The 20,148-nt window shown below is 42.5% G+C and carries 9 protein-coding genes and 1 riboswitch; of the genes, 8 read left to right on the top strand and 1 reads right to left on the bottom strand.

Annotated features, from left to right (window positions below):
* Window positions 1-216: 216 nt before the first annotated feature.
* Both DFR58_RS00825 and DFR58_RS00815 read left to right on the top strand, forming a co-directional pair.
* Window positions 217-9,018: a glycoside hydrolase family 94 protein gene (locus DFR58_RS00825; protein ID WP_114295912.1), complete on the top strand. Its 8,802-nt coding sequence runs from the start codon at window positions 217-219 to the stop codon at window positions 9,016-9,018.
* Between the two features lie 806 nt (window positions 9,019-9,824).
* Window positions 9,825-9,960, top strand: a riboswitch (cyclic di-AMP (ydaO/yuaA leader).
* Between the two features lies 1 nt (window position 9,961).
* Complete coding sequence (locus tag DFR58_RS00815) at window positions 9,962-10,768, top strand: cell wall hydrolase (protein WP_114295910.1); 807 nt, start codon at window positions 9,962-9,964, stop codon at window positions 10,766-10,768.
* A 58-nt stretch (window positions 10,769-10,826) separates the two neighbouring features.
* On the opposite strand, the gene DFR58_RS00810 is transcribed toward DFR58_RS00815, so the two are convergent.
* A complete protein-coding gene (locus tag DFR58_RS00810; RefSeq protein ID WP_114295909.1) occupies window positions 10,827-12,887 on the bottom strand; it encodes a methyl-accepting chemotaxis protein in 2,061 nt (686 codons plus the stop codon).
* 865 nt (window positions 12,888-13,752) lie between these two features.
* Here DFR58_RS00810 and DFR58_RS00805 point away from each other — a divergent pair.
* From DFR58_RS00805 to modD, 6 genes are all read left to right on the top strand, one after another.
* Window positions 13,753-14,184 (top strand): YaiI/YqxD family protein, encoded by a 432-nt coding sequence (locus tag DFR58_RS00805; protein WP_114295908.1) that lies wholly within the window; start codon window positions 13,753-13,755, stop codon window positions 14,182-14,184.
* A 510-nt stretch (window positions 14,185-14,694) separates the two neighbouring features.
* On the top strand, window positions 14,695-15,924 hold the full coding sequence (locus tag DFR58_RS00800) for a phenylacetate--CoA ligase family protein (protein WP_114295907.1): 1,230 nt from the start codon (window positions 14,695-14,697) through the stop codon (window positions 15,922-15,924).
* 71 nt (window positions 15,925-15,995) lie between these two features.
* Complete coding sequence (locus DFR58_RS00795; protein WP_170137978.1) at window positions 15,996-17,336, top strand: phenylacetate--CoA ligase family protein; 1,341 nt, start codon at window positions 15,996-15,998, stop codon at window positions 17,334-17,336.
* A gap of 12 nt (window positions 17,337-17,348) precedes the next feature.
* Window positions 17,349-18,116: an amidohydrolase family protein gene (locus DFR58_RS00790; protein ID WP_114295905.1), complete on the top strand. Its 768-nt coding sequence runs from the start codon at window positions 17,349-17,351 to the stop codon at window positions 18,114-18,116.
* A 30-nt stretch (window positions 18,117-18,146) separates the two neighbouring features.
* Entirely contained in the window at window positions 18,147-18,971 is an 825-nt protein-coding gene (locus tag DFR58_RS00785) for a 2-amino-3,7-dideoxy-D-threo-hept-6-ulosonate synthase (RefSeq protein ID WP_114295904.1), read from the top strand.
* Window positions 18,972-19,061: 90 nt separating this feature from the next.
* Entirely contained in the window at window positions 19,062-19,907 is an 846-nt protein-coding gene (modD, locus tag DFR58_RS00780) for a ModD protein (RefSeq protein ID WP_114295903.1), read from the top strand.
* The last annotated feature ends 241 nt before the right edge of the window (window positions 19,908-20,148 follow it).

Genomic DNA, 20,148 nt, shown 5'->3' with positions numbered 1-20,148 from the left:
AGTGTGGTTAGTAAAGCTGCATCCCAAAAGCTTAACTTACCTGTATGACAGAAGCTTTTTAGGAAATACTCTTAATACGGGTATGAAAATGCGGCAGGGCACAGCGAATTTCATATTACATAATATGCAGAGAACCTTAATTGGGGACTTATGTTAAGTCACAATAGTTATAAACAGCATAAATATTATATTTAAAACATGAGAGGGTTGGATTAAATGCAGCTTTACCACGGCATACTTATAGGAGCGGCTATAATTTCATTGTTTGCATTTATATTTTGGATATCGGTTTACAGAAGAAAGGACACAGCGTTATTAAAAATTCATGATGCTTCACTTACATGCGAGGAACTGGAAGAACATGCAAAGGAAATAGCTTTCCAGCATATTGTCTCTAAAAAGCCCGGTATAATAAAGCGGCCTGTTATCAGAATGAATGAAAATTATGCTTTTATTTTGAATTCATATAAGACATTAAATGAGGATGTTCGTAAAAAATGCAGCATTCCCCCTGCGGCGGAATGGCTTCTTGATAACTTCTACATAATAGAGGAGCAGACTCAGAATATACGGAGAGATTATTTTTCAGCACAGAGCTACGCCGGACTTCCTGTATTAAAATGCGGTGAGCTAAGAGGGTATGCCAGAGTCTACGCGATAGCTACGGAGCTGGTTTCCCATACCAACGGGCAGCTTGATGAAAGGATAATTCTTAACTATATAAAGGCCTATCAATCACATAATATACTTTTGGATAGAGAGTTAAACGCCATACCGATAATGATAAGACTTTCCCTTATCGAAAACATCAGATATATTTGTGAAAAAATAATTGATACCCATGTGGAATGGAGAAGGGCCGACGAGCTTATGGAAAGCCTTGCAGGCGATAAGGAAAAGGATGGGCAGGGACTTGCGGGAATAATGGGCAGCCAGTCCGAGGCATTTAAAAATGCCAGTCCCTCATTTATTGAGCACCTGTCATATCGCTTGAGAAAGGCTGGAGGAAATTATGCCAGAGTGCTTGGATATATAGACGAGAATATGCTGAAATACGGTGAAAGCCTGGATTCCATAACACAAAAGGAGCATAACTCTCAGGCTGTCAACACGGTAGCCATAGGGAACTGCATTATGAGCCTCAAATTCATGTCTTCTCTTGACTGGGTTGAAATGTTTGAGGCGTTAAGCCATGTTCAGGAAACTTTGGCACGCGACCCCGACGGCACGTACCCTCTGATGGATTTGACGTCAAGGGAGCAGTACCGAAAAAAGGTTGAGGAGCTTTCAGAAAGGTTCAATGTGCCGGAGGTGCATGTGGCAAATGAGGCAATTGAGCTGGCGCGCTTAGCGTGCTCACGCTGCAGCACGCAAAATGGGGGAGGAGAGGAGCATGACGGCTCTTTTAAAGCTTATATTGAATCAAACCGGTGCAATCGGTTTTGTCATGTGGGATATTACCTTATAGGAAAGGGAGAGGCAAAGCTTAAGGAAAGGATAGGACATAAGTCTTCAGGGGGAGGGGAAACAACGGCAGGCGTTAAGAGCAGAAGAACCTTTTGGTATATGGCCTCTGTTGCGGCAGTGGCTCTTGCCGCAGGAGCGCTTTGCATAGTATACGCGCTTCAAAGGATGAATACCCCAAGCATAGCCTTGCTTTTGCTCACGGCTGCCGCCGTGCTTATACCTGTACTGGATATTGCAGTAAATGTAGTGAATTGGGCTGTTTGCAAGATTTTTAAGCCTTCAGTATTCCCAAGACTTGAGTTTAAGGAAGGTATTCCAAAGGACTGTGCCGCTGTTGTGGTTATACCTGCTCTTCTGCCTGATGAAAGGCGTGTTGGGGAGCTGCTTGAAAATTTAGAGAGGCATTTCCTCTGCAACAAGGAGGAAAACCTGTATTTTGCGCTGGCAGGAGACTTTAAGGATGCTCCCAGCAAGGAAATGCCGGGAGACGCAAAAATAATAGAGGAAGGAATAAAGGGAGTAAGAGAGCTCAACGACAAATACAGAAAAAACGCAGAGCATGATATTTTTTATTTTTTCCATAGGGAAAGGCAGTTTAACGACAGGCAGGAAAAATGGATGGGATGGGAAAGAAAGAGAGGAGCTCTGGTTGAGTTTAACGACATGCTTGCAGGTGAAGGGAGAGGAAGCTATTTATATTCCTCCGGCAGCTCGCTTCCCTTAAAGGTAAGGTATGTAATAACACTTGATGCCGATACAATACTTCCTATTGATGGAGCGAAAAAGCTTATAGGGACTATTGCCCATCCTTTAAACACACCTTTAACGGATCGTGACGGAGGAATAGTTACTGAAGGATACGGCCTCATACAGCCAAGGATTTCCTTTGACGTTGAGAGTGCCAACAAATCTGTGTTTTCGCGTATTTTTACCGGGCAGGAGGGAATAGACCCATATTCATGTGCAGTATCCGATGTCTATCAGGACCTTTTTGAGGAAGGCATATTTACGGGTAAAGGAATTTATGATGTGGCTGTGTTCCGAAATGTGCTAAAAACCGCCATACCTGAAAACACTGTTTTGAGTCACGACATTCTGGAGGGCTCCTATGTCCGGGTTGGGCTTTCATCAGACCTTGAGCTTATAGACTCATACCCTTCAAGGTACAATTCCTATTCCGCCAGAATGCACAGGTGGGTAAGGGGAGACTGGCAGCTTATACCATGGCTGTGTGCAAAAGTAAGGGATAAGGACGGAAACAGTATAAGGAATCCTCTGTCTGTCATATCAAGATGGAAAATAGCGGATAATATCAGAAGGAGCCTTTCGGCTCCGGGACTTGTTGCTGTCATTGCCGCGGGGCTGACCTTGCTTCCCGGCTCCCCGCTGTTCTGGCTTGGACTGGCGGCTTTGGCAATTGTGCTTCCTCTCATAATCTATATTGCGGATTCTCTTGCTTCGAAGCCTTTTGGCCTTTACAGAATTAAAAGGCATGTCCCCGTTATATCAGGGCTTAGGTCCATGCTTTTGCAAGAGGCGCTTTTATTTATGCTTTTGCCTTATCAGGCATGTTTAATGATCCATGCCATAGCAACCAGCCTTATAAGGGTTTTTATAACACGGAGGAACATGCTTGAGTGGGTAACGGCGGCAGATGTGGAAAGAGGGCAGAAAAACTCTTTGGAAAGCTATTATTTTAAAATGAAAAGCTCTTTCGTCATACCTGTAATTATATTGATTTTAAGCATACTTCTTAAGCCGGCTTCATTGGCGCTGCCATTGCTTCTGCTTGTCCTTTGGGGAGCGGGGCCCTTTTTTGCCTACATCATCAGCAGGGAAAGCAGGGAGGAGCCTGTAAGGATTGAAGAGGAGGACATACTTGAGCTGAGAAGAATTTCAAGAAAGATATGGAGGTATTTTGAGGAATTTGTCAATTCCGATAACCACTTTTTGCCTCCCGACAATTATCAGGAGGACCCGCCCAACGGAGTGGCGAGAAGAACCTCTCCAACCAATATAGGGCTGGGTATGCTGGCTTCTTTGGCAGCCAGAGATTTAGGCTATATAGGCACGCATGAAATGATGGGGGCAATCTTAAATACTGTATCTACAATTGAAAAGCTGGAAAAGTGGAACGGGCATCTTTACAACTGGTATGATACAAGCACTATTGAGCCTTTAAGGCCCAGATACATTTCCACCGTTGACAGCGGAAACCTTGTGTGTTATTTAATAACGCTGGTTCAAGGCTTGCAGCAGTATTTAAATATGCCTCTTGCCGACCCGGTTTTTATTAAGGGCATAAGAGATACCGCCGAGCTTGTAAATGCAGAGAGCGGAAGGGATGTGTTTGATTGGAGGGAGTTTGGTGACATAGCTCCGGGAGGAAGGGTTGATCTCATTCTTTGGAGCAGGGCATTGGAAAGGTCGGTTAAGCCCTTGCCTCAGCAAGACAACGTCATCCCCATGCCTCAGGAAAGGACAGCGGGCAGAAGCAGATGGAAGACTAAATTTGAATATATGATAGCGGGCTTTAAAAGGGAGCTGTCGGAGTACATGCCTTGGCTGAAAATGCTGGACAGCATTCCCGGGCAGGATAAAAGGGTAAGGGAAGCAATAAATCCGCTTTTGGACAATGTGGCGTTAAAGGATATGCCTGAGGCAGGCAGAAAAGCCATAGACAACATTTCCGTACTGCTTAAAGAATGGGATGACAGCGGAGACGAAAGCGGGGAAATTCCGGCATGGCTTGGGGAAATGAAGACGCTAATCGAAAAGGCTGTGAAAAACTCCGAGGAGCTTATTTCTAAGTATAAAGGGCTTATTGATAAAATACAGCAAATATCGTATGCAACCAAATTTGCTCCATTGTATGTCGAGAAAAAGCAGTTGTTTTCTATAGGATATAATATAGAAGAGGGCAGGCTTACCAATTCATTTTATGATCTGCTTGCGTCCGAGGCAAGACAAACGAGCTATGTTGCCATAGCAAGGGGAGAGGTTCCCGCAAAGCACTGGTTCAGAATGGGGAGGGCGCTTACCGTAGCAGACCGCTATAAGGGTCTGGTGTCATGGACAGGTACTATGTTTGAGTACCTTATGCCGGCGCTTATAATGAGAACCTTTAAAAATACCCTTATGGATGAGACATACTCCTTTGCGGTTAGATGCCAGAAAAAATATGGAAGGCAGAGGCAGGTGCCGTGGGGTGCATCCGAATCGGCATTTTATTCCCTTGATATAAATCTGGACTATCAGTACAAGGCTGTGGGAGTGCCGTGGCTTGGCTTAAAGAGGGGGCTTATGCAGGATATAGTGGTTGCTCCGTATTCTACATTTCTGGCTCTTTCCATTGCTCCTGCATGTGCTGTGGAAAACATAAAAAGGTTAAAAAATGAGGGGATGGACGGCGCTTACGGATATTATGAGGCTATAGACTATACCCCTGAAAGAATACCCTTCGGATCAAAAAAGGGCATTGTAAAAAGCTTTATGGTGCATCATCAGGGGATGAGCTTTTTGGCTCTTGACAATTTTCTAAATAAAAATATTATGCAGAGGAGATTTCATTCCGATCCGGAAATAAAGGCTGCCGAGCTTCTTCTGCAGGAAAAGGTTCCAACTGATATTGTATTTGCAAAGGATGATAAGGAAAAGATTGAGCCTTTCAGAGATACAGTGTATAAGGAAAAGGCTTTTATAAAAAAATATACCCGTCCTGATGCTGAGCTGTGCAGGGTACACATGCTTTCCAACGGAAGCTATTCCGTAATGCTTACCGACAGGGGAACGGGCTTTAGCAGAAATAAAAGCTTTGCGGTGACGAGATGGAGAGAGGACAGAACCTTAGACAGCTATGGAATTATGTTTTATATACGCGACATAAATACAAATAAAAAGTGGTCGGCGGCCTACGCTCCTTATAACAAGCTGCCCGAAAAGTATGAGGCTGTGTTTACTCAGGATAAGGCCACATTTACAAGAAGAGACGGAAAAATTCAAACACAGACGGAAATAACTGTCGCGTCGGGAGACAACACAGAAATACGGAGGCTTTCACTTAAAAATAACGGGGAGGAGGCATGTATGCTTGAGATAACCAGCTATCTTGAGGCGGTCATTGCCCCCCATGCGGCGGATGTTGCCCATCCCTCCTTCAGCAACCTTTTTGTGAGAACGGAATTTTTGCCGTCCCTAAATACACTTGTAGCCAACAGGAGGCCGAGATCTGAAAAAGAGAAAAGCATTTGGCTTTCCAACACACTGGTTATTGAGGGGGAAAAAATAGGGGAACTACAGTATGAGACCGACAGAATGAAATTTATAGGCAGGGGAAATTATGTGTTTAGCCCTGATGTTATTGAAAATAACAAGCATCTTTCAAACAGCGAGGGGGATGTGCTTGACCCCATAATGAGCTTAAGGGCTGTTATAAAGGTTGAGGCCGGGCAGACAGCAAGAATTTCATATGCAATATCTGCAAGTGAGACCCGTGACAGGCTTTTTGAGCTGATAGAGAAATACTCTACCCCTGAAGGGGTGGAGGAGGGCTTCAGGCTGGCACTTACAAGAAGCCAGGTTGAGACTAAGTACCTGAATATGGATGCTTCCGAAATAGAGCTCTACCATGAGTTAATAGCCCATATGATTTTTATAAGCCCTTTAAAAGGATTGCATACGCATGAGTATTCCAAGGGTCAATCCTCCCTGTGGCCTTATGGCATATCGGGAGATTTGCCTGTGCTGCTGGTAATTTTAAAAAAGACTGATGAAATAGATATAGTAAACGAGGCACTAAAGGCCCATGAATATTGGAGGCTGAAAAGCCTGGCGGTTGACATGATAATACTTAATGAGGAGGAAACCAGCTATGTGCATCCTTTAAGCGCTATCCTATCGGATGTGGTGTCGTCAAGTCACGCGCATGATATTTTAAATAAGCCGGGAGGAGTATTCCTGTTAAACAGAAATAACATTCCCGATGAGGATATCGGCCTGTTTTATGCAGTTGCAAGAATAGTACTTAAGGGCAGCGGAGGGAGTTTGTCTCAGCAGGTGAAAAGCATAAACCAGACCAGGCTTCCCGAGCTTAAGGAATTTAACAATAGCGTAAAGAAATACAAGCGGCTTAGGCCGGATACGCCGGAGCTTCAATATTTCAACGGCTTAGGAGGCTTTGCCTTAAATGGGGCCGAATATATAATACGCCTTGAAAAAGAACAAAGAACGCCCTTGCCGTGGGTGAATATAATTTCCAATCCTGAGTTCGGCTTTTTGGTGTCCGAATCGGGAGGGGGCTACACATGGAGTGAAAACAGCAGAGAAAACAAGCTTACTCCATGGTCTAATGACCCTGTAAGCGACGCGGTGGGAGAAATAATATACATCCGCGACAACTATACCGGAGAGGTGTGGACAATAACTCCCCTTCCCATCAGAGAAGACGAGGACTATATAATTGCTCATGGATTTGGATATTCCTCCTTCCGGCATATAAGCCACGGAACAGATCAAAGCATGACGGTATTTGTTCCGGTGGGGCAGCCTGTAAAAATAAGCCTGATAAGTGTAAAAAACCTATCTTCGGAAGACAGAAATTTGGCATTCACTTATTATATAAGACCTGTAATGGGCGTGAGCGATCAAGCTACAGCAATGCATATAAATACATCCTCTGATGCTTCGGGGGCTTTAATAATCGAAAATCCCTATAATGAGGAGTTTGCCGGGAGGGCTTCATTTATAGACTCATCGGAAACAGAAAGGACTGTAACGGGAGACAGAAATGAATTCTTTGGCTACGGCAATGCCGCAAGCCCTGAAGCGCTTAGACGGAAGCAGCTTTCGGGAGCCTTGGGTCAAGGATATGACCCTTGCGCGGCCATACAGATAAATGCGGAGCTTAGAGCGGGAGAGGAGAGGGAATTTGTTTTTATTCTGGGGCAGGTAAAGCAGAAAGAAAATGTTGCAGAGCTTACAGCCCGGTACAGCAATGTAAATTATGCCAAGGAGGCTCTTGAGGAGGTTAAGAGCTATTGGAAGGAAAAGCTTGGTGCGGTGAAGGTGGACACCCCCGATACGTCTATGAACTATATTATAAACGGATGGCTGCTTTATCAGACGATTTCATGCAGGATATGGGCCAGATCGGGCTTCTACCAGTCGGGAGGGGCGTATGGCTTTAGGGATCAGCTTCAGGATTCCATGTCTCTGATGCATATATGGCCCGAGCTGGGCAGGAGCCAGATTTTGCTTCATGCAAGGCATCAATTCAAGGAGGGGGATGTACAGCACTGGTGGCATGAGCCTACGGGAAAGGGAACGCGCACCAGGATTTCCGACGATCTTCTATGGCTTCCCTTTGCAACTGCCGAGTATATCAGAATGTCGGGGGATGAGGGAATACTCCATGAAGCTGTGCCCTTTCTTGAGGCTGAACCCCTTAAGCCGTTTGAGGATGAAAAATATATAGTTCCGGGTGTGTCGGAGGAGACCTCTACGCTTTACGAGCACTGTATACGCGCCATAGAAAGATCTATGGAAAGGGGAGCGCATGGAATACCGCTAATGGGTTCGGGTGACTGGAATGATGGCATGAATACGGTGGGGAATAAGGGCAAGGGTGAAAGCATATGGCTTGGATGGTTTTTATATTCAGTGCTTTTGAGGTTCTCTCCCCTCTGCAGAAGCATGGGAGATGAGCAGGCGGCGGGAAAATATGAAAAAGAGGCAAAAGAAATAGCCAAGGCAATAGAAGAAAACGCATGGGATGGAAGCTGGTACAGGAGGGCATATTTTGACAACGGGGTGCCGTTAGGGTCATCTCAAAACAGGGAATGCCAGATAGATTCAATATCACAATCCTGGTCGATTATATCGGGAGGGGGCGACAAGGAAAGGGCGGCAGAGGCTATGGCCTCGGTAGACAGGCAGCTTGTCAGGAGAGAGGACGGCCTTGTAAAGCTTCTCACTCCTCCTTTTGACGGGGGAGAGCTGGAGCCGGGGTATATAAAAGGGTATCTTCCGGGAGTAAGGGAGAACGGGGGACAGTATACCCATGCGGCCGCATGGGTAATTATAGCCTTTGCCAAGCTTGGTGAGGGACATAAGGCCTGGGAGCTGTTTCAGCTTATAAATCCTATAAACCACTCAAGGACTTATATGGAATATTTAAAATACAAGGCGGAGCCTTATGTTATGCCTGCCGATGTATACGGAGTCCCGCCTCATACGGGAAGGGGGGGATGGACGTGGTATACCGGATCATCGGGGTGGATGTACAGGGCTGGACTGGAATATATACTGGGCTTTGGGAAAAACGGAAGCAGACTTATTATAGACCCGTGCATACCTCCGGGCTGGAGCGGATATTCCATAAGGTACAGGTATATGGAGACTGTATATGACATAGTTATAAAAAATCCCGATGGAGTGAGCAGGGGAGTAAAGCAAATAAGTCTGGACGGAATTTTGTCCCAAGGGAATTCAATTGAGCTGGCTAATGACGGGAAGGAGCATTTTGCGGAGGTTTTAATGGGTGCAAGCAGTTAGGCGATTGCATTTTGGAAAAATGTATCCTGAATTTATCGTACAAAATATGGGAAGAATAAAACTTTTACTGCAAAACTAGTGTAATTAAAAAAAACTTGAAAAATTAATAAAAGTATGTTGTGCTAATAAAGCATTTTATGGTAAAATTAGAAATAAATTTTTTAAATATTTGAGGGTGGAGAGATTTATATATGACAATTATTGAAAAAAAAATTAAAGCGTATAGATTCTCGATATTAATGGCTATTATCTGTGTTATTCTGTCGGGAGTTAACTATGTAATTTTTAAGGTACCTGCAGTTGGAGTGGCATTTATTATAGTAACAATTACGTGTATTATTACAATTATTTGCTATAGAATGGATAAAATTAGCAAATAATTTTATTAATAAAGGTTTGAATAACTGTTGGCAAATATGTAAGTAAGGGATGTGATTGTATCCCCTGCAATTTATAAAGTATAGTTCTTGTATAAAAAAAAGTTTACTTTTTTAAATAAAATTATATAATAGAAGTGTAATATATGATTTGCTCGTAGAGCTACGAGCAGGGTAAAATAAAAAAGGCTTACTGAGAAGATGATAGCCCCTTTTATAAAAGGGGCTAGTTTTATTTTTGCCACTGGGGGCTCAAAGAATAATGAATTACATATTTTTAACCGAACAATTCTATCTTGAATATAACGAGAAGGATTACCCTATTTCTTCATTCCAGAAATTACAACTGGAATATTTCTGGAAAGCATGTTAGAATGGTTGACATAAAATAAAGCCGAATCTCTTGGCAGCGGAAAATGCGTTTAATACAGGCTTCAAAGACTGTTGCTTAAAGAGTACGGGGGATGATAAATGTGGGGTGAATAGCTGCTTATTTAAAATGAATAGCTTAGGGTACCTCTACCCGAACCCGTCAGCTAACCTCGGAGGCTAATAAGGAGGAGCTTATGTTCAATTTAAAAAGGGCGGCAGCCCTTGCAAAAAGCAAGGCTGGAGTTGGATTGATTGCGGTTTCGCTGTCTTTATTGATTCCAGGATTTGCCCATGCGGCAAATTACAATGTGGTAAAGGGTGATTCTCTTTACACAATAGCAAGCCTTTTCGGTTCTACCACGCAAGACCTCATTAAAACAAATAATCTTTCAAGCACCGAAATACGCCCCGGACAGGTTTTGGATGTGCCCGGACAGGCATATACCGTAAAAAGCGGCGACAGCCTCTATCTTATTTCAAAAAGATATGAAATACCTTTAAGTTCTTTGAGAAAGGCAAATAATAAGTGGGATGACTATATTTATCCGGGACAAATACTGGCTGTTCCCGCAGCAGGCACAAGCAGTGCGGCTGCCCTGCAGGCCAATGAGGCAAAGACCGAAGCAGTCATGGCTTATACCTCAGAGGAGCTGGATCTCTTATCCAGACTTGCGACGGCTGAGGCAGACGGAGAGCCTTATGAGTCTAAGGTAGCGGTGGCTGCGGTTGTTCTTAACAGAGTTAAGGATAAAAACTTCCCCGACTCCATAAGAAGTGTTATATACCAAAAGGCAGCAGGGTACTGGCAGTTTACTCCTGTTGAAAACGGGTGGATTAACAAGCCTGCTTCTCAGTCCTCCATAAATGCTGCTAAAGAAGCATTGCAGGGAAGAGATCCTTCAAACGGAGCGTTATTTTACTTCGATGACAGTACCACAAATAAATGGCTGTGGTCAAAGCCTGTAAAGGCACGGATAGGCAAAATGGTATTTGTGTACTAGGATATAAAAGTAAAAAAGCTGTCCGGCAAAATGTGCCGGACAGCTTTTTTTAGGCTTGCTATATCTTAAACTTCGATATACTGTATTGAAGCTTTGAAGCTATTTGCACCAGCTCATTGGCGGATTCCTCTATCTGATTCATTATCACGGCCTGCTCCTCGCTTGCCGCTGCTACCTCCTGCGTTCCGGCTGCTGACTGCAAGGATACCTGAGCGATCTCGCCTATTGAGTCACCCGCCTGCTTTGCATTTTCACTAAGGGTGCTTGATGCTTCAGACACCGTCTCTATTCTGTTGTTTATGTGTTCAAAGGTTTGAGAAATATCGTAAAAGGCCATAACTGTTTCGTTCAAGGCCTTGGATTGCTCATTTACAACGTTCTCAACCCTGGTCATTTCCGTTACGCAATTTTCTACTCCTGAATTTACATTTTCAATAATTTGCCCTATTCTTTTTGCAGATTCCCCCGACTGCTCTGCCAGCTTCCGTATTTCTGCCGCCACTACGGCAAAGCCCCTTCCGCTGTTTCCGGCTCTTGCTGCCTCAATTGAGGCATTCAGCGACAGGAGGTTTGTTTGCTCTGCTATGCTCCTTATAACGTAAAGTATTTTGCTTATTTGAGCAGATTTTGCTGAAAGCTCTGAAATAGCCGTGTTAACATTTTGTGACATTTTAACTGTATCTTCCATTTTAGCCTCTTGGAATTTTACCAGAGCTTCTCCTCTTTGTACAGTACCCTTGGCGGCATTGGCCAAATCTCTTGAATATTCCATATCCTCGGAAATTTGAGATAGGCCCGATACAATGCCTATGATTTTGCCGTTTCCTTTTTCGGTAGAAACGGCTTGCTCACTGGCGCCCTTTGCCAGCTCTGCTATAGCATCCGCAACCTGTGCCCATGCCTTATTCACCTTGTGAGACGAGCAGGTCATTTCCTCGGAGGCCTTTGCAACTGCTTCCCCCAAGCCTGCTATATCCGCTATAAGAGCCCTCAAATCCGCTATTGTAGTTTTAAGAGATCTCAAAAGCCTGCCTATCTCGTCCTTGCGTATGTTCTTGTCATCAATGTCTATGTTCAATTTGCCGTCGGCCACCATTTCAAGTGAGTCTACGGCGATTCTTAAAGGGTTTATTACGCTTTTACCGATAAATATTGAGATTACAACCATAAATAGTATCATTATAGCCAGTACCATAACCAATATAATAGCTGTGGACTGGTTTATTGTGGAATATGCCGATTCAATAAGCTTTCCTCCAAAAATTATTCCTATTGTTTCTCCCTCGGTATTCAGCAGAGGCAAATATGAGGCAAAATAAGCCATACCCAGTATTTGAGTTTTGCCGGAAAATTTTTGGCTCTTTTTAAGCACTAAATTGGATATCTGACTGTCCAGGCGCGTACCGACTATGCGTTTTCCATCCTTTATAATAGTGGTAGCCACTCGGGTATCCCCTAAGAACACAGTTGCATCTGTTCCCTGCATTTTTTTGATTTTATCCACAACCTTATCCTGATCAAGCCTGTATCCCGTACATACTGTGCCAATAATCTTCCCCTGGCTTACAATTGCCGCACTGCCGATTGCCGAAAGCTTTATGACATCATCTGTCTCAATAGTGGAATAGGGAATACCTTGAAGAGCCATCTTTACAGTATGCTGCTCTTTTATATTATCACCCTTTTTTGAAGGAGAATAGCTTCTTAGCAGCACATTTCCCATTTCGTCCGTTATAATTGCAAAATCTATTCCTGTTCTTCTTATCTGGGACTGCAGCTCGTTTACAAGCTTGTCTGCGTTGCGTTCATCTATCGCGGCGGCTATAACCGGGTTGGAGGCAAAAAGGTTTGCGTAGCTTAGGGAATTGCTTTTGTATTCCTTTATTTGTGCGCTGAACGAGTCCACGCCCCCCGCGGACTGGAGCTGGGATTCCCTGTCCACATATTGAAAGAAAAAGTATAATGATGTGTACACTGTAGAGGCTACGATTAACAAGGTTGTGAGAAATATGAACAACAGCAGCTTTGTACGCAGGCTAATAGCCTGCGTACCATTTTTTTTGAAGATAGAAAAGATTTTGCTGGCCAGATGATTAATAGTTTTTCCTGCAAGTTTCATAGTTACATCCCCCTTTTCTATATACTGTATTTATAAAGCTATATACATTAATGGCATAAAATACTAAACCTCTGATATTATATAAACTATGAAGTCCAAAAGTACAAAGTTCCTTATGCCGCAATTATGCGCAATATCTGCGGATATGATAACAGGCTCTTTTTTTTATACATCCATAAAGGGATTTCCCCTATGGCAGCTTTAATAAAACGTAATATGGGATAATATTACTAAATACAAACGGTTTTGTCGCAGACGCATTGTGTAAAATCAGAATAAAAATTACGGGCTTTCTCATCCCATATGCCTTTTAAATCTTTTACCTTATAAAGAGCATATGTAAATACCCGCATTGTAAGAAGTTAATTGTTTATATTGCTTCATAAAAACAGAAAGTATGAAGCTTACTGAGACGTTTATGCAGTAAATAATTTTATTCCGAACAATAGCATATAAATTTAAAAAAAACATATCTCTGTATATACCATCTCCTTGCTTAAAAAAAGCTCCTTATTTATGTAATATTCTTCATAAAGCAACAAAATCCTCTATTGAAATGTAAAAAATTTAGAAAAATTTTATTTAGTGCTAAAAATACATAAAAATATACTGGCGTTTTTACCATAGCAGGTTTAGGCAATTAAGCCGTCAAAAAGCGGGAAATGCAAGAAGGTTCTCCTTGTCGAAATTTGCGTCGGCATCCGGCACAGATTATCAAAATATCAAGACATACAAGCCTCCGTACAATGTGGATCAAATACACTTATACTTTTAAGGCGGCGGAGCAGGGGGGGGGGTTACCTTGACTGCCGTGCATCTGCGGTGCTAATATGGATTTAAGGAACTAACGAGGGGGGCCGTAATTATGAGGATACTGGTAGATGCCGATGCATGTCCTGTAAAGCATATTATAGTGAGGCTGGCAAAAAAGCGCAAAGTACAGGTTGCTATGTTTATTGACACAAGCCATGAGATAAACGACGGGTATTCTGAAGTAATAGTGGTGGATAAGCAGAGGGATTCGGCCGACATTGCGCTTATTAATATGGCAAATATGCATGATATTATAGTGACACAGGACTACGGACTTGCGGCAATGGTTTTGGGAAAGGGTGCCAGGGCAATCAACCAAAACGGAATGATTTATTCATCAGGCAATATGGACAGACTTTTGTTTGAGAGGCATCTTTCACAAAAGGTGCGAAGGGGAGGCGGACGGACCACAGGTCCTAAAAAGCGCACAAAGGCGGATGATGAGAGGTTTGAAGCAGTGCTTGGAGAAATGCTTGAAGGCTGATATGAGTCACATGCTTTGTATGTTTTGACAGACATATAAAAATAAAGTGTATAATTCCAAATACTGTTGACAAAACTCGATAAAGTGTGTAAAATTATAACAAAATAACTAGCCAAATAAATAGAAAATTAAATTGATGTGACAAAAAACGCCTATACTTTTTTGGTTTGGAGGCTGGAAACGGGGATAGTTTTACTTTATTATTAAACAGGGGAATTTGAGTGCCGGGATGTATTATAAAAATGTAATTGAATTATTGAAATGTATGCGTAGGATTTTACTGTTTAGATATTGTAAAGCTTACCTTGTTGTACTGCTAAAAGACACAGGGTAAGCTTTAATGTTAAGGAATGGTGAAACTGTAATTTTAGTATTCCTTGAAAATAAAAGGTGGGAAGCCTGTAAGGCTTTAATGAAAAAAATCGGAGGTTATTTTCTGATCTTTCCTAAAAATATGTCCCATCTTAAAAAAAGCTCTGGCTAAATAAATAGTAAAAGGACAGAAAGACTATGGGAGAAAATAATATTTCGGGGATTGAATCTTTAAACAGTGTTATTTCCAGGATGAAAGCAATTCCGTTTTATAAAAGAAGAATTCCTGCTGTGTCTATAAATAGCAAAGAAGATATCGTCTGTATGCCTATAACCTTAAAATCGGATTTGCGCAAGCTGTCTGCTCTTGAAATGATAACTGTCTCAAAGGCCCTGTTATACGAGTATCATGAATCTTCCGGCACTGTTGGAGAACCTATGTCAACATGGCTTACGGAAAATGACTTCAATGCTTATGTAAATCAGTTGGAAGAAACCTGTCTGGAAATACATGAAGATGATATAGTGCTTATACGTTTTCCTTATTCAATATCTGTACCGGCTCATATTTTCACAGAATTGGTTAAGAGAAAGGGGGCATGTGTTGTTCCTGTAAGCAAGGCTACTAAAATAGCACCTTATACAAGAGTATTGAATTTACTCGGCAAGCTTGAGGTATCTATTCTATGCTGTCTCCCTTATGAGGCGTTTCTTTTGAGTGACATCGCTAAAAAGACAGGCGTTGATATCAAAAGGGAGTTTAAAAAGCTTAGGGCTATATGCTCTGCAGGAGAGATGATGAGCGAATCAAGAAAGAGGCGTTTAGAAGAGGCGTGGGGAGTGCCTGTCTATGAGTTTTATGGAACAACGGAAACGGGCAACCTTGCAGCTTCATGTAAAATGGGGAATTTACATTGTTCCGAAAAGCATTTTTGCTTTGAGGTATTGGACTTTGAGAGAAGGGAACGACTTGGCTTCAATCGAAAGGGGCTTTTACACATTACAACTCTGTCTAAAGAGAATTTTCCTCTTCTCAGATATGATGTGGGTGACATAGCGGAGCTAAGAGAAGGCTGCGGATGCGGCAATAAGTCACCCATGCTTTGTCATCATGGGAGAGGTTCAAACAAGGCTGTATACAAAGGAAAAATCATAACTCACAGGGAGATTGAGGAACAAATAATGTCTTTACCTCAGGAGCTTGCGGGGAACTTTTATAAAATTATAAGTAAAAAGGAGGAAATAGAAATCCATCTTGAAGCCGGCAAGCATGAGGATAAAAGTATTTTAAAGGAGATTGAGAGCCGAATTGGGCTTGATATTCCCTTAAAAGTAAAACTTTTTCCGAAGGAGGGCATACAGAATATATCTTCACTGATAGAGTGTGAGAGCTATGACAAACCTAGTTACTTCATAACAATCACATAAATAATGGTCGGTATTTCCTGATGTCAGGAATTTTTCGCAGAAGGCTAAATAGTTATATGGGGGCAGTTACAATGGATATTAAGGATACTTATTTTGCAGGTTCAGGCAATATACCTGAGATTATTAAAAGGCATTTTAGTGAGGACAGACTGGTTGAGTATTGGGATTCTAAGCGTATAAAGGAATACACTACAGACGCGGTAAGGGATTTACTGCAGCATGTTTATAAAAACAATGCCTTTTACCGCAAGAAAATTCAAGCCGCAGGCATTGATACAGAGAATTTTAATGACTTGAAAAAGCTCAAGCTTCTTGATTTTGTGCAAAAAGAGGATTTGCAGAATGAACCCTACCTTATTCTTTCGGTAGAAATTGATAAAATAGTTCAGTTTTTTTTGTCCACGGGGACAACGCAGAGCAAAACTATTTACATGATGTATACACTGGATGATTTGTACATCCGGGATTTGGCGCCTGATATGAGAAAGCTTGTGCCGATCGATTCCGCAGATGTAGTAATAAATGCGCTTCCATACGAGATGAGCTCCGCGGGACTATCCTTTCACCGCATTCTGCAAAATGCCAAGCGTGCGGGAGTTGTATCTGTGGGCAAGGGGGGATATTACTCAGACCCTAAAAAGACCTTAATGGCTATGAAAGAGCTTAGGGCAAATGTTATGTTCACAAGTCCTTCCTATGCAATGTACCTTGCCGAGACGGCGGAGGGGATGGGAATGGACATTAAAAAGGAATGCCGGCTTAAGATTATGTGGATTACGGGAGAAGGCTGCTCAAACGCTTTCAGAAACAGGATCGAGGAGCTTTGGGGGTGTCCTGCCTACAGTTATTACGGATCTCTTGAATGTGGGCCGCTGGGAATCGAATGTGAGGAAAAGGATGGGTATCATATCACCGAAGGACATGTATATGTTGAAATAGTGGACAGAAATACCGGGAAAACGCTTGAACCGGGAGAAATTGGAGAGATTGTAGTGACAACTCTTCTGCGCGAGGGGGCTCCTCTTATAAGATATGCTACTCAGGACATGGGGTATATTGAGGATGTTCCGTGTGAATGCGGCGTAAAATTTAAAAAAATACATCTTAGGGGAAGAAGTATAGATCAGATCTCAATTGACGGTAAGCAATATTCTCCATATTATGTGGAAGAGTTTCTTATGCGCAATGAGGAAGTGGGAAATAACTATAGGCTTATTGTATATGACGACCATCTCCTGATAGAGACAAACTGCAGCAGCAGGTACAAGGATGTAAAAGGGCTTGAAGAGAAAATTGCAAACAAGGTTGAATATGGCTGCGGCATTCCCACAAGGGTTAAATTTGTAGAGCCAATACCATACTTGGGAGGTAAGGTTATACGTGTTATCAATAAGCAGACAAAAAATAAATGAGGAGGGTTTTCTATGATAATTGATGCCCATGCTCATGTTTGTGATCTGGATTATGGAAGTGGAGACGCACTGGTTTCACAATATGAGAAAGCAGGTATTGATAAAGGAGTCATTGTTCCTGGGGGAATGATTGATGTAAGGAAAATGACCAGATATATCTCCGGGGAAGAAAAAAGTGAGAGTATTTACCCCCCAAATTATATTATAGAGGAAGCAATGAAAAAATATCCGGGACGGTTTTTCGGACTTTTTTGTGTGAATCCTCATCTTGGAGACGAAGGCATAAGAGAGTTTGAAACGGCTGTAAGGGAAAAAAATTTTTCAGGGCTCAAGCTGGCTCCGGTTGTGCATCAGTTTTCTCTGACCTCCGAAACGGTCTTACAGCTTGCGGAATTGTGTGGGGAGCTGGGAGTTCCGTTTTATTCCCATGTGGTTTTTTCTCCTGCGGCATCCACAAAAAAGTTTGCGCATCTTGTGAAGGAATTTCCTAAAACTACGTTTATTTTAGGACATATGGGCTTCGGGCCTGCCGATACGGAGGCGATAGAATACGGAAGGAAATATCAAAACATATATTTTGAGACATCGGATGCAAGCTTTTTAATTATAAAGGAAGCGTTAAAAACACTTGGCTCTGAGCGCATTATTTTCGGAACTGAATTTCCAATGTATCATGCATGTTCGGCTATCCAGAATATTTATGCCCTTGACTGCAAGCCCGATGAGCTTGAAAACATATTTTTCCGTAATATATCCCGCATTCTTACAAAAACGGCATGAGCATCAGCTTTTAAAAAGGGGAAAACGGCTATGAATAATTCAATAGGGAAATACATACGCTTAAAGCGTATTTTTAACGAGGCAAGCGGGAATGTGGTGTTAGTGCCTCTGGATCATGGAGTAACATCAGGCCCTATAGAGGGATTAAAAAATATGCGGGACACAGTTAAGCATTTTTCCGGAGGCGAGGTAGACGGGCTTATTTTACATAAAGGAATTGTAGCTAAAACGTTCTATTCTTTGGAAAGAAATACAAGCCTTTTTGTGCACTTAAGCGCTTCTACTGAGATTTCGCCCGACACTAATCTCAAGACGCTTGTGTGTACCGTTGAAGAGGGGCTTCAGCTTGGTGCTGACGGGGTTTCGATACATGTAAACCTGGGCTCGGACAATGAAGCCAAAATGCTGAGTGATTTTGGTGCAATCAGCAAAAAATGCTCTGATTGGGGTGTGCCTCTTTTGGCAATGATGTATGCAAGAGGCAAAAATATACGAAGTGACAATGTAACAAATATCAGGCTGGCGGCCAGAGTTGCCTGCGAATTAGGGGCTGATTTGGTAAAGGTAAGCTTTACGGGGAGCGTCGATTCCTTCAGAAGCGTTGTTGAGGGATGCTCTATTCCTGTAATTGTTGCCGGAGGAGAAAAGGCAAGCAATACAGAAGCTATTTTAAGAAATATAAGCATGGCGCTGGAAGCGGGAGCAAGGGGTGTTGCGTGCGGACGAAACACCTTTCAGCATATAAATCCCTCCGGGTTTTGCAAAGCAATTTCTGCTATTGTGCATAATTCAGCTTCGGTTGAAGAGGCACTGGAAATAGTAAAGGCTGATGTATCTCTGGAGCAGGCAGTATAAAAATGGACAAGCTCAATAAACAGCATGTTCTTTTATTGACATATGCTTTCAATAAATATAGAATACTGTCAGTAGGAGGCGATTTTAAGAATGTTTTACATTGCTGAGGAAACTATTGAGAGATTTATAAAGGAAGATATTCCGTATATTGACTTGACCACGCTTGTGCTTGACATTGGCAGAGAAAAGGGTGAAATGAGCTTTGTTTCGAGAGACAGCGCGGTGATCTGCGGCACTGAAGAAGTAGTAAGAATATTCAGCAGGCTTGGTATCGTACCTCTTAAGGTGACTCCCTCGGGAGAGAGCGTAGTCCCCGGAGAAACATTTATAAGGGCCAAGGGACCTGCCCATAGCCTGCATATGGCATGGAAGGTGTCTATGAATATTCTGGAATATTACTCGGCTATTGCGACAAGGACAAAAAGGCTTGTTGACAGAGCAAAAGCCGTTAATCCCAAAGTTGAGGTAGTTGCCACAAGAAAGATGTGCCCGGGTACAAAGGAGTTTGCCGTAAAAGCTGTTGTTGTGGGCGGAGGGCTTCCACATCGGCTTGGGCTTTCCGAAACGGTATTGCTTTTTAAGCAGCATGTAAATTTTATGGGGGGGCTAAGCGGGCTGTTAAATAAAATTCAAGCGATTAAGGACAGAGCCTGTGAAAAGAAGGTTGTTGTTGAGGTTGATTGCCGGGAAGACGCAATACAGCTTGCGAGTGCGGGAGTGGGCGGAATTCAATTTGACAAGCTCAGTACCTCATCACTTAAAAGCATTGTAGAGGAAATCAGGGAAATAAACCCTCTAATTACTCTTATAGCAACGGGGGGAATAAACGAGGGGAATGTTCAGGAATACGCAGCCACAGGAGTTGATTCTATTTCCACCTCGTCAATTTATTTCGGGAAGCCTGTGGATATAGGAGTAACTATAAACGGAATATAAGGATAAGATGCTACATATTATTCTACCGCGGCCGGTTTTGCAGAAAAACCGGCAAAGTCGGCCGCGTCACAAACGAAAAGCAGCTAGAGCATGCTGCATAGCACATAAACAAGAGAAGCTTTCATATTATTACTTTCCTAATAAAAATATATTCTAAATTACTTTTTAGTTGACATATTTATATGCCGTGCATATAATAATAGTATAACATATGAACAAGTATTCAATAGTTCATATATGG

The organism is Anaerobacterium chartisolvens, assembly GCF_003337415.1.
GTDB lineage: Bacteria > Bacillota > Clostridia > Acetivibrionales > DSM-27016 > Anaerobacterium > Anaerobacterium chartisolvens.
Note: the sequence above shows the minus strand (reverse complement) of the source record. Positions and strands in the feature narration are given on the sequence as shown.

What these genes read in the sequence shown, in the direction of transcription:
- DFR58_RS00810 (WP_114295909.1), bottom strand. Translation starts at nt 12,887, where the DNA reads ATGAAACTTGCAGGAAAAACTATTAATCATCTGGCCAGCAAAATCTTT.
- DFR58_RS00815 (WP_114295910.1), top strand. Translation starts at nt 9,962, where the DNA reads ATGTTCAATTTAAAAAGGGCGGCAGCCCTTGCAAAAAGCAAGGCTGGA.
- modD (WP_114295903.1), top strand. Translation starts at nt 19,062, where the DNA reads ATGTTTTACATTGCTGAGGAAACTATTGAGAGATTTATAAAGGAAGAT.
- DFR58_RS00825 (WP_114295912.1), top strand. Translation starts at nt 217, where the DNA reads ATGCAGCTTTACCACGGCATACTTATAGGAGCGGCTATAATTTCATTG.
- DFR58_RS00800 (WP_114295907.1), top strand. Translation starts at nt 14,695, where the DNA reads ATGGGAGAAAATAATATTTCGGGGATTGAATCTTTAAACAGTGTTATT.
- DFR58_RS00785 (WP_114295904.1), top strand. Translation starts at nt 18,147, where the DNA reads ATGAATAATTCAATAGGGAAATACATACGCTTAAAGCGTATTTTTAAC.
- DFR58_RS00790 (WP_114295905.1), top strand. Translation starts at nt 17,349, where the DNA reads ATGATAATTGATGCCCATGCTCATGTTTGTGATCTGGATTATGGAAGT.
- DFR58_RS00795 (WP_170137978.1), top strand. Translation starts at nt 15,996, where the DNA reads ATGGATATTAAGGATACTTATTTTGCAGGTTCAGGCAATATACCTGAG.
- DFR58_RS00805 (WP_114295908.1), top strand. Translation starts at nt 13,753, where the DNA reads ATGAGGATACTGGTAGATGCCGATGCATGTCCTGTAAAGCATATTATA.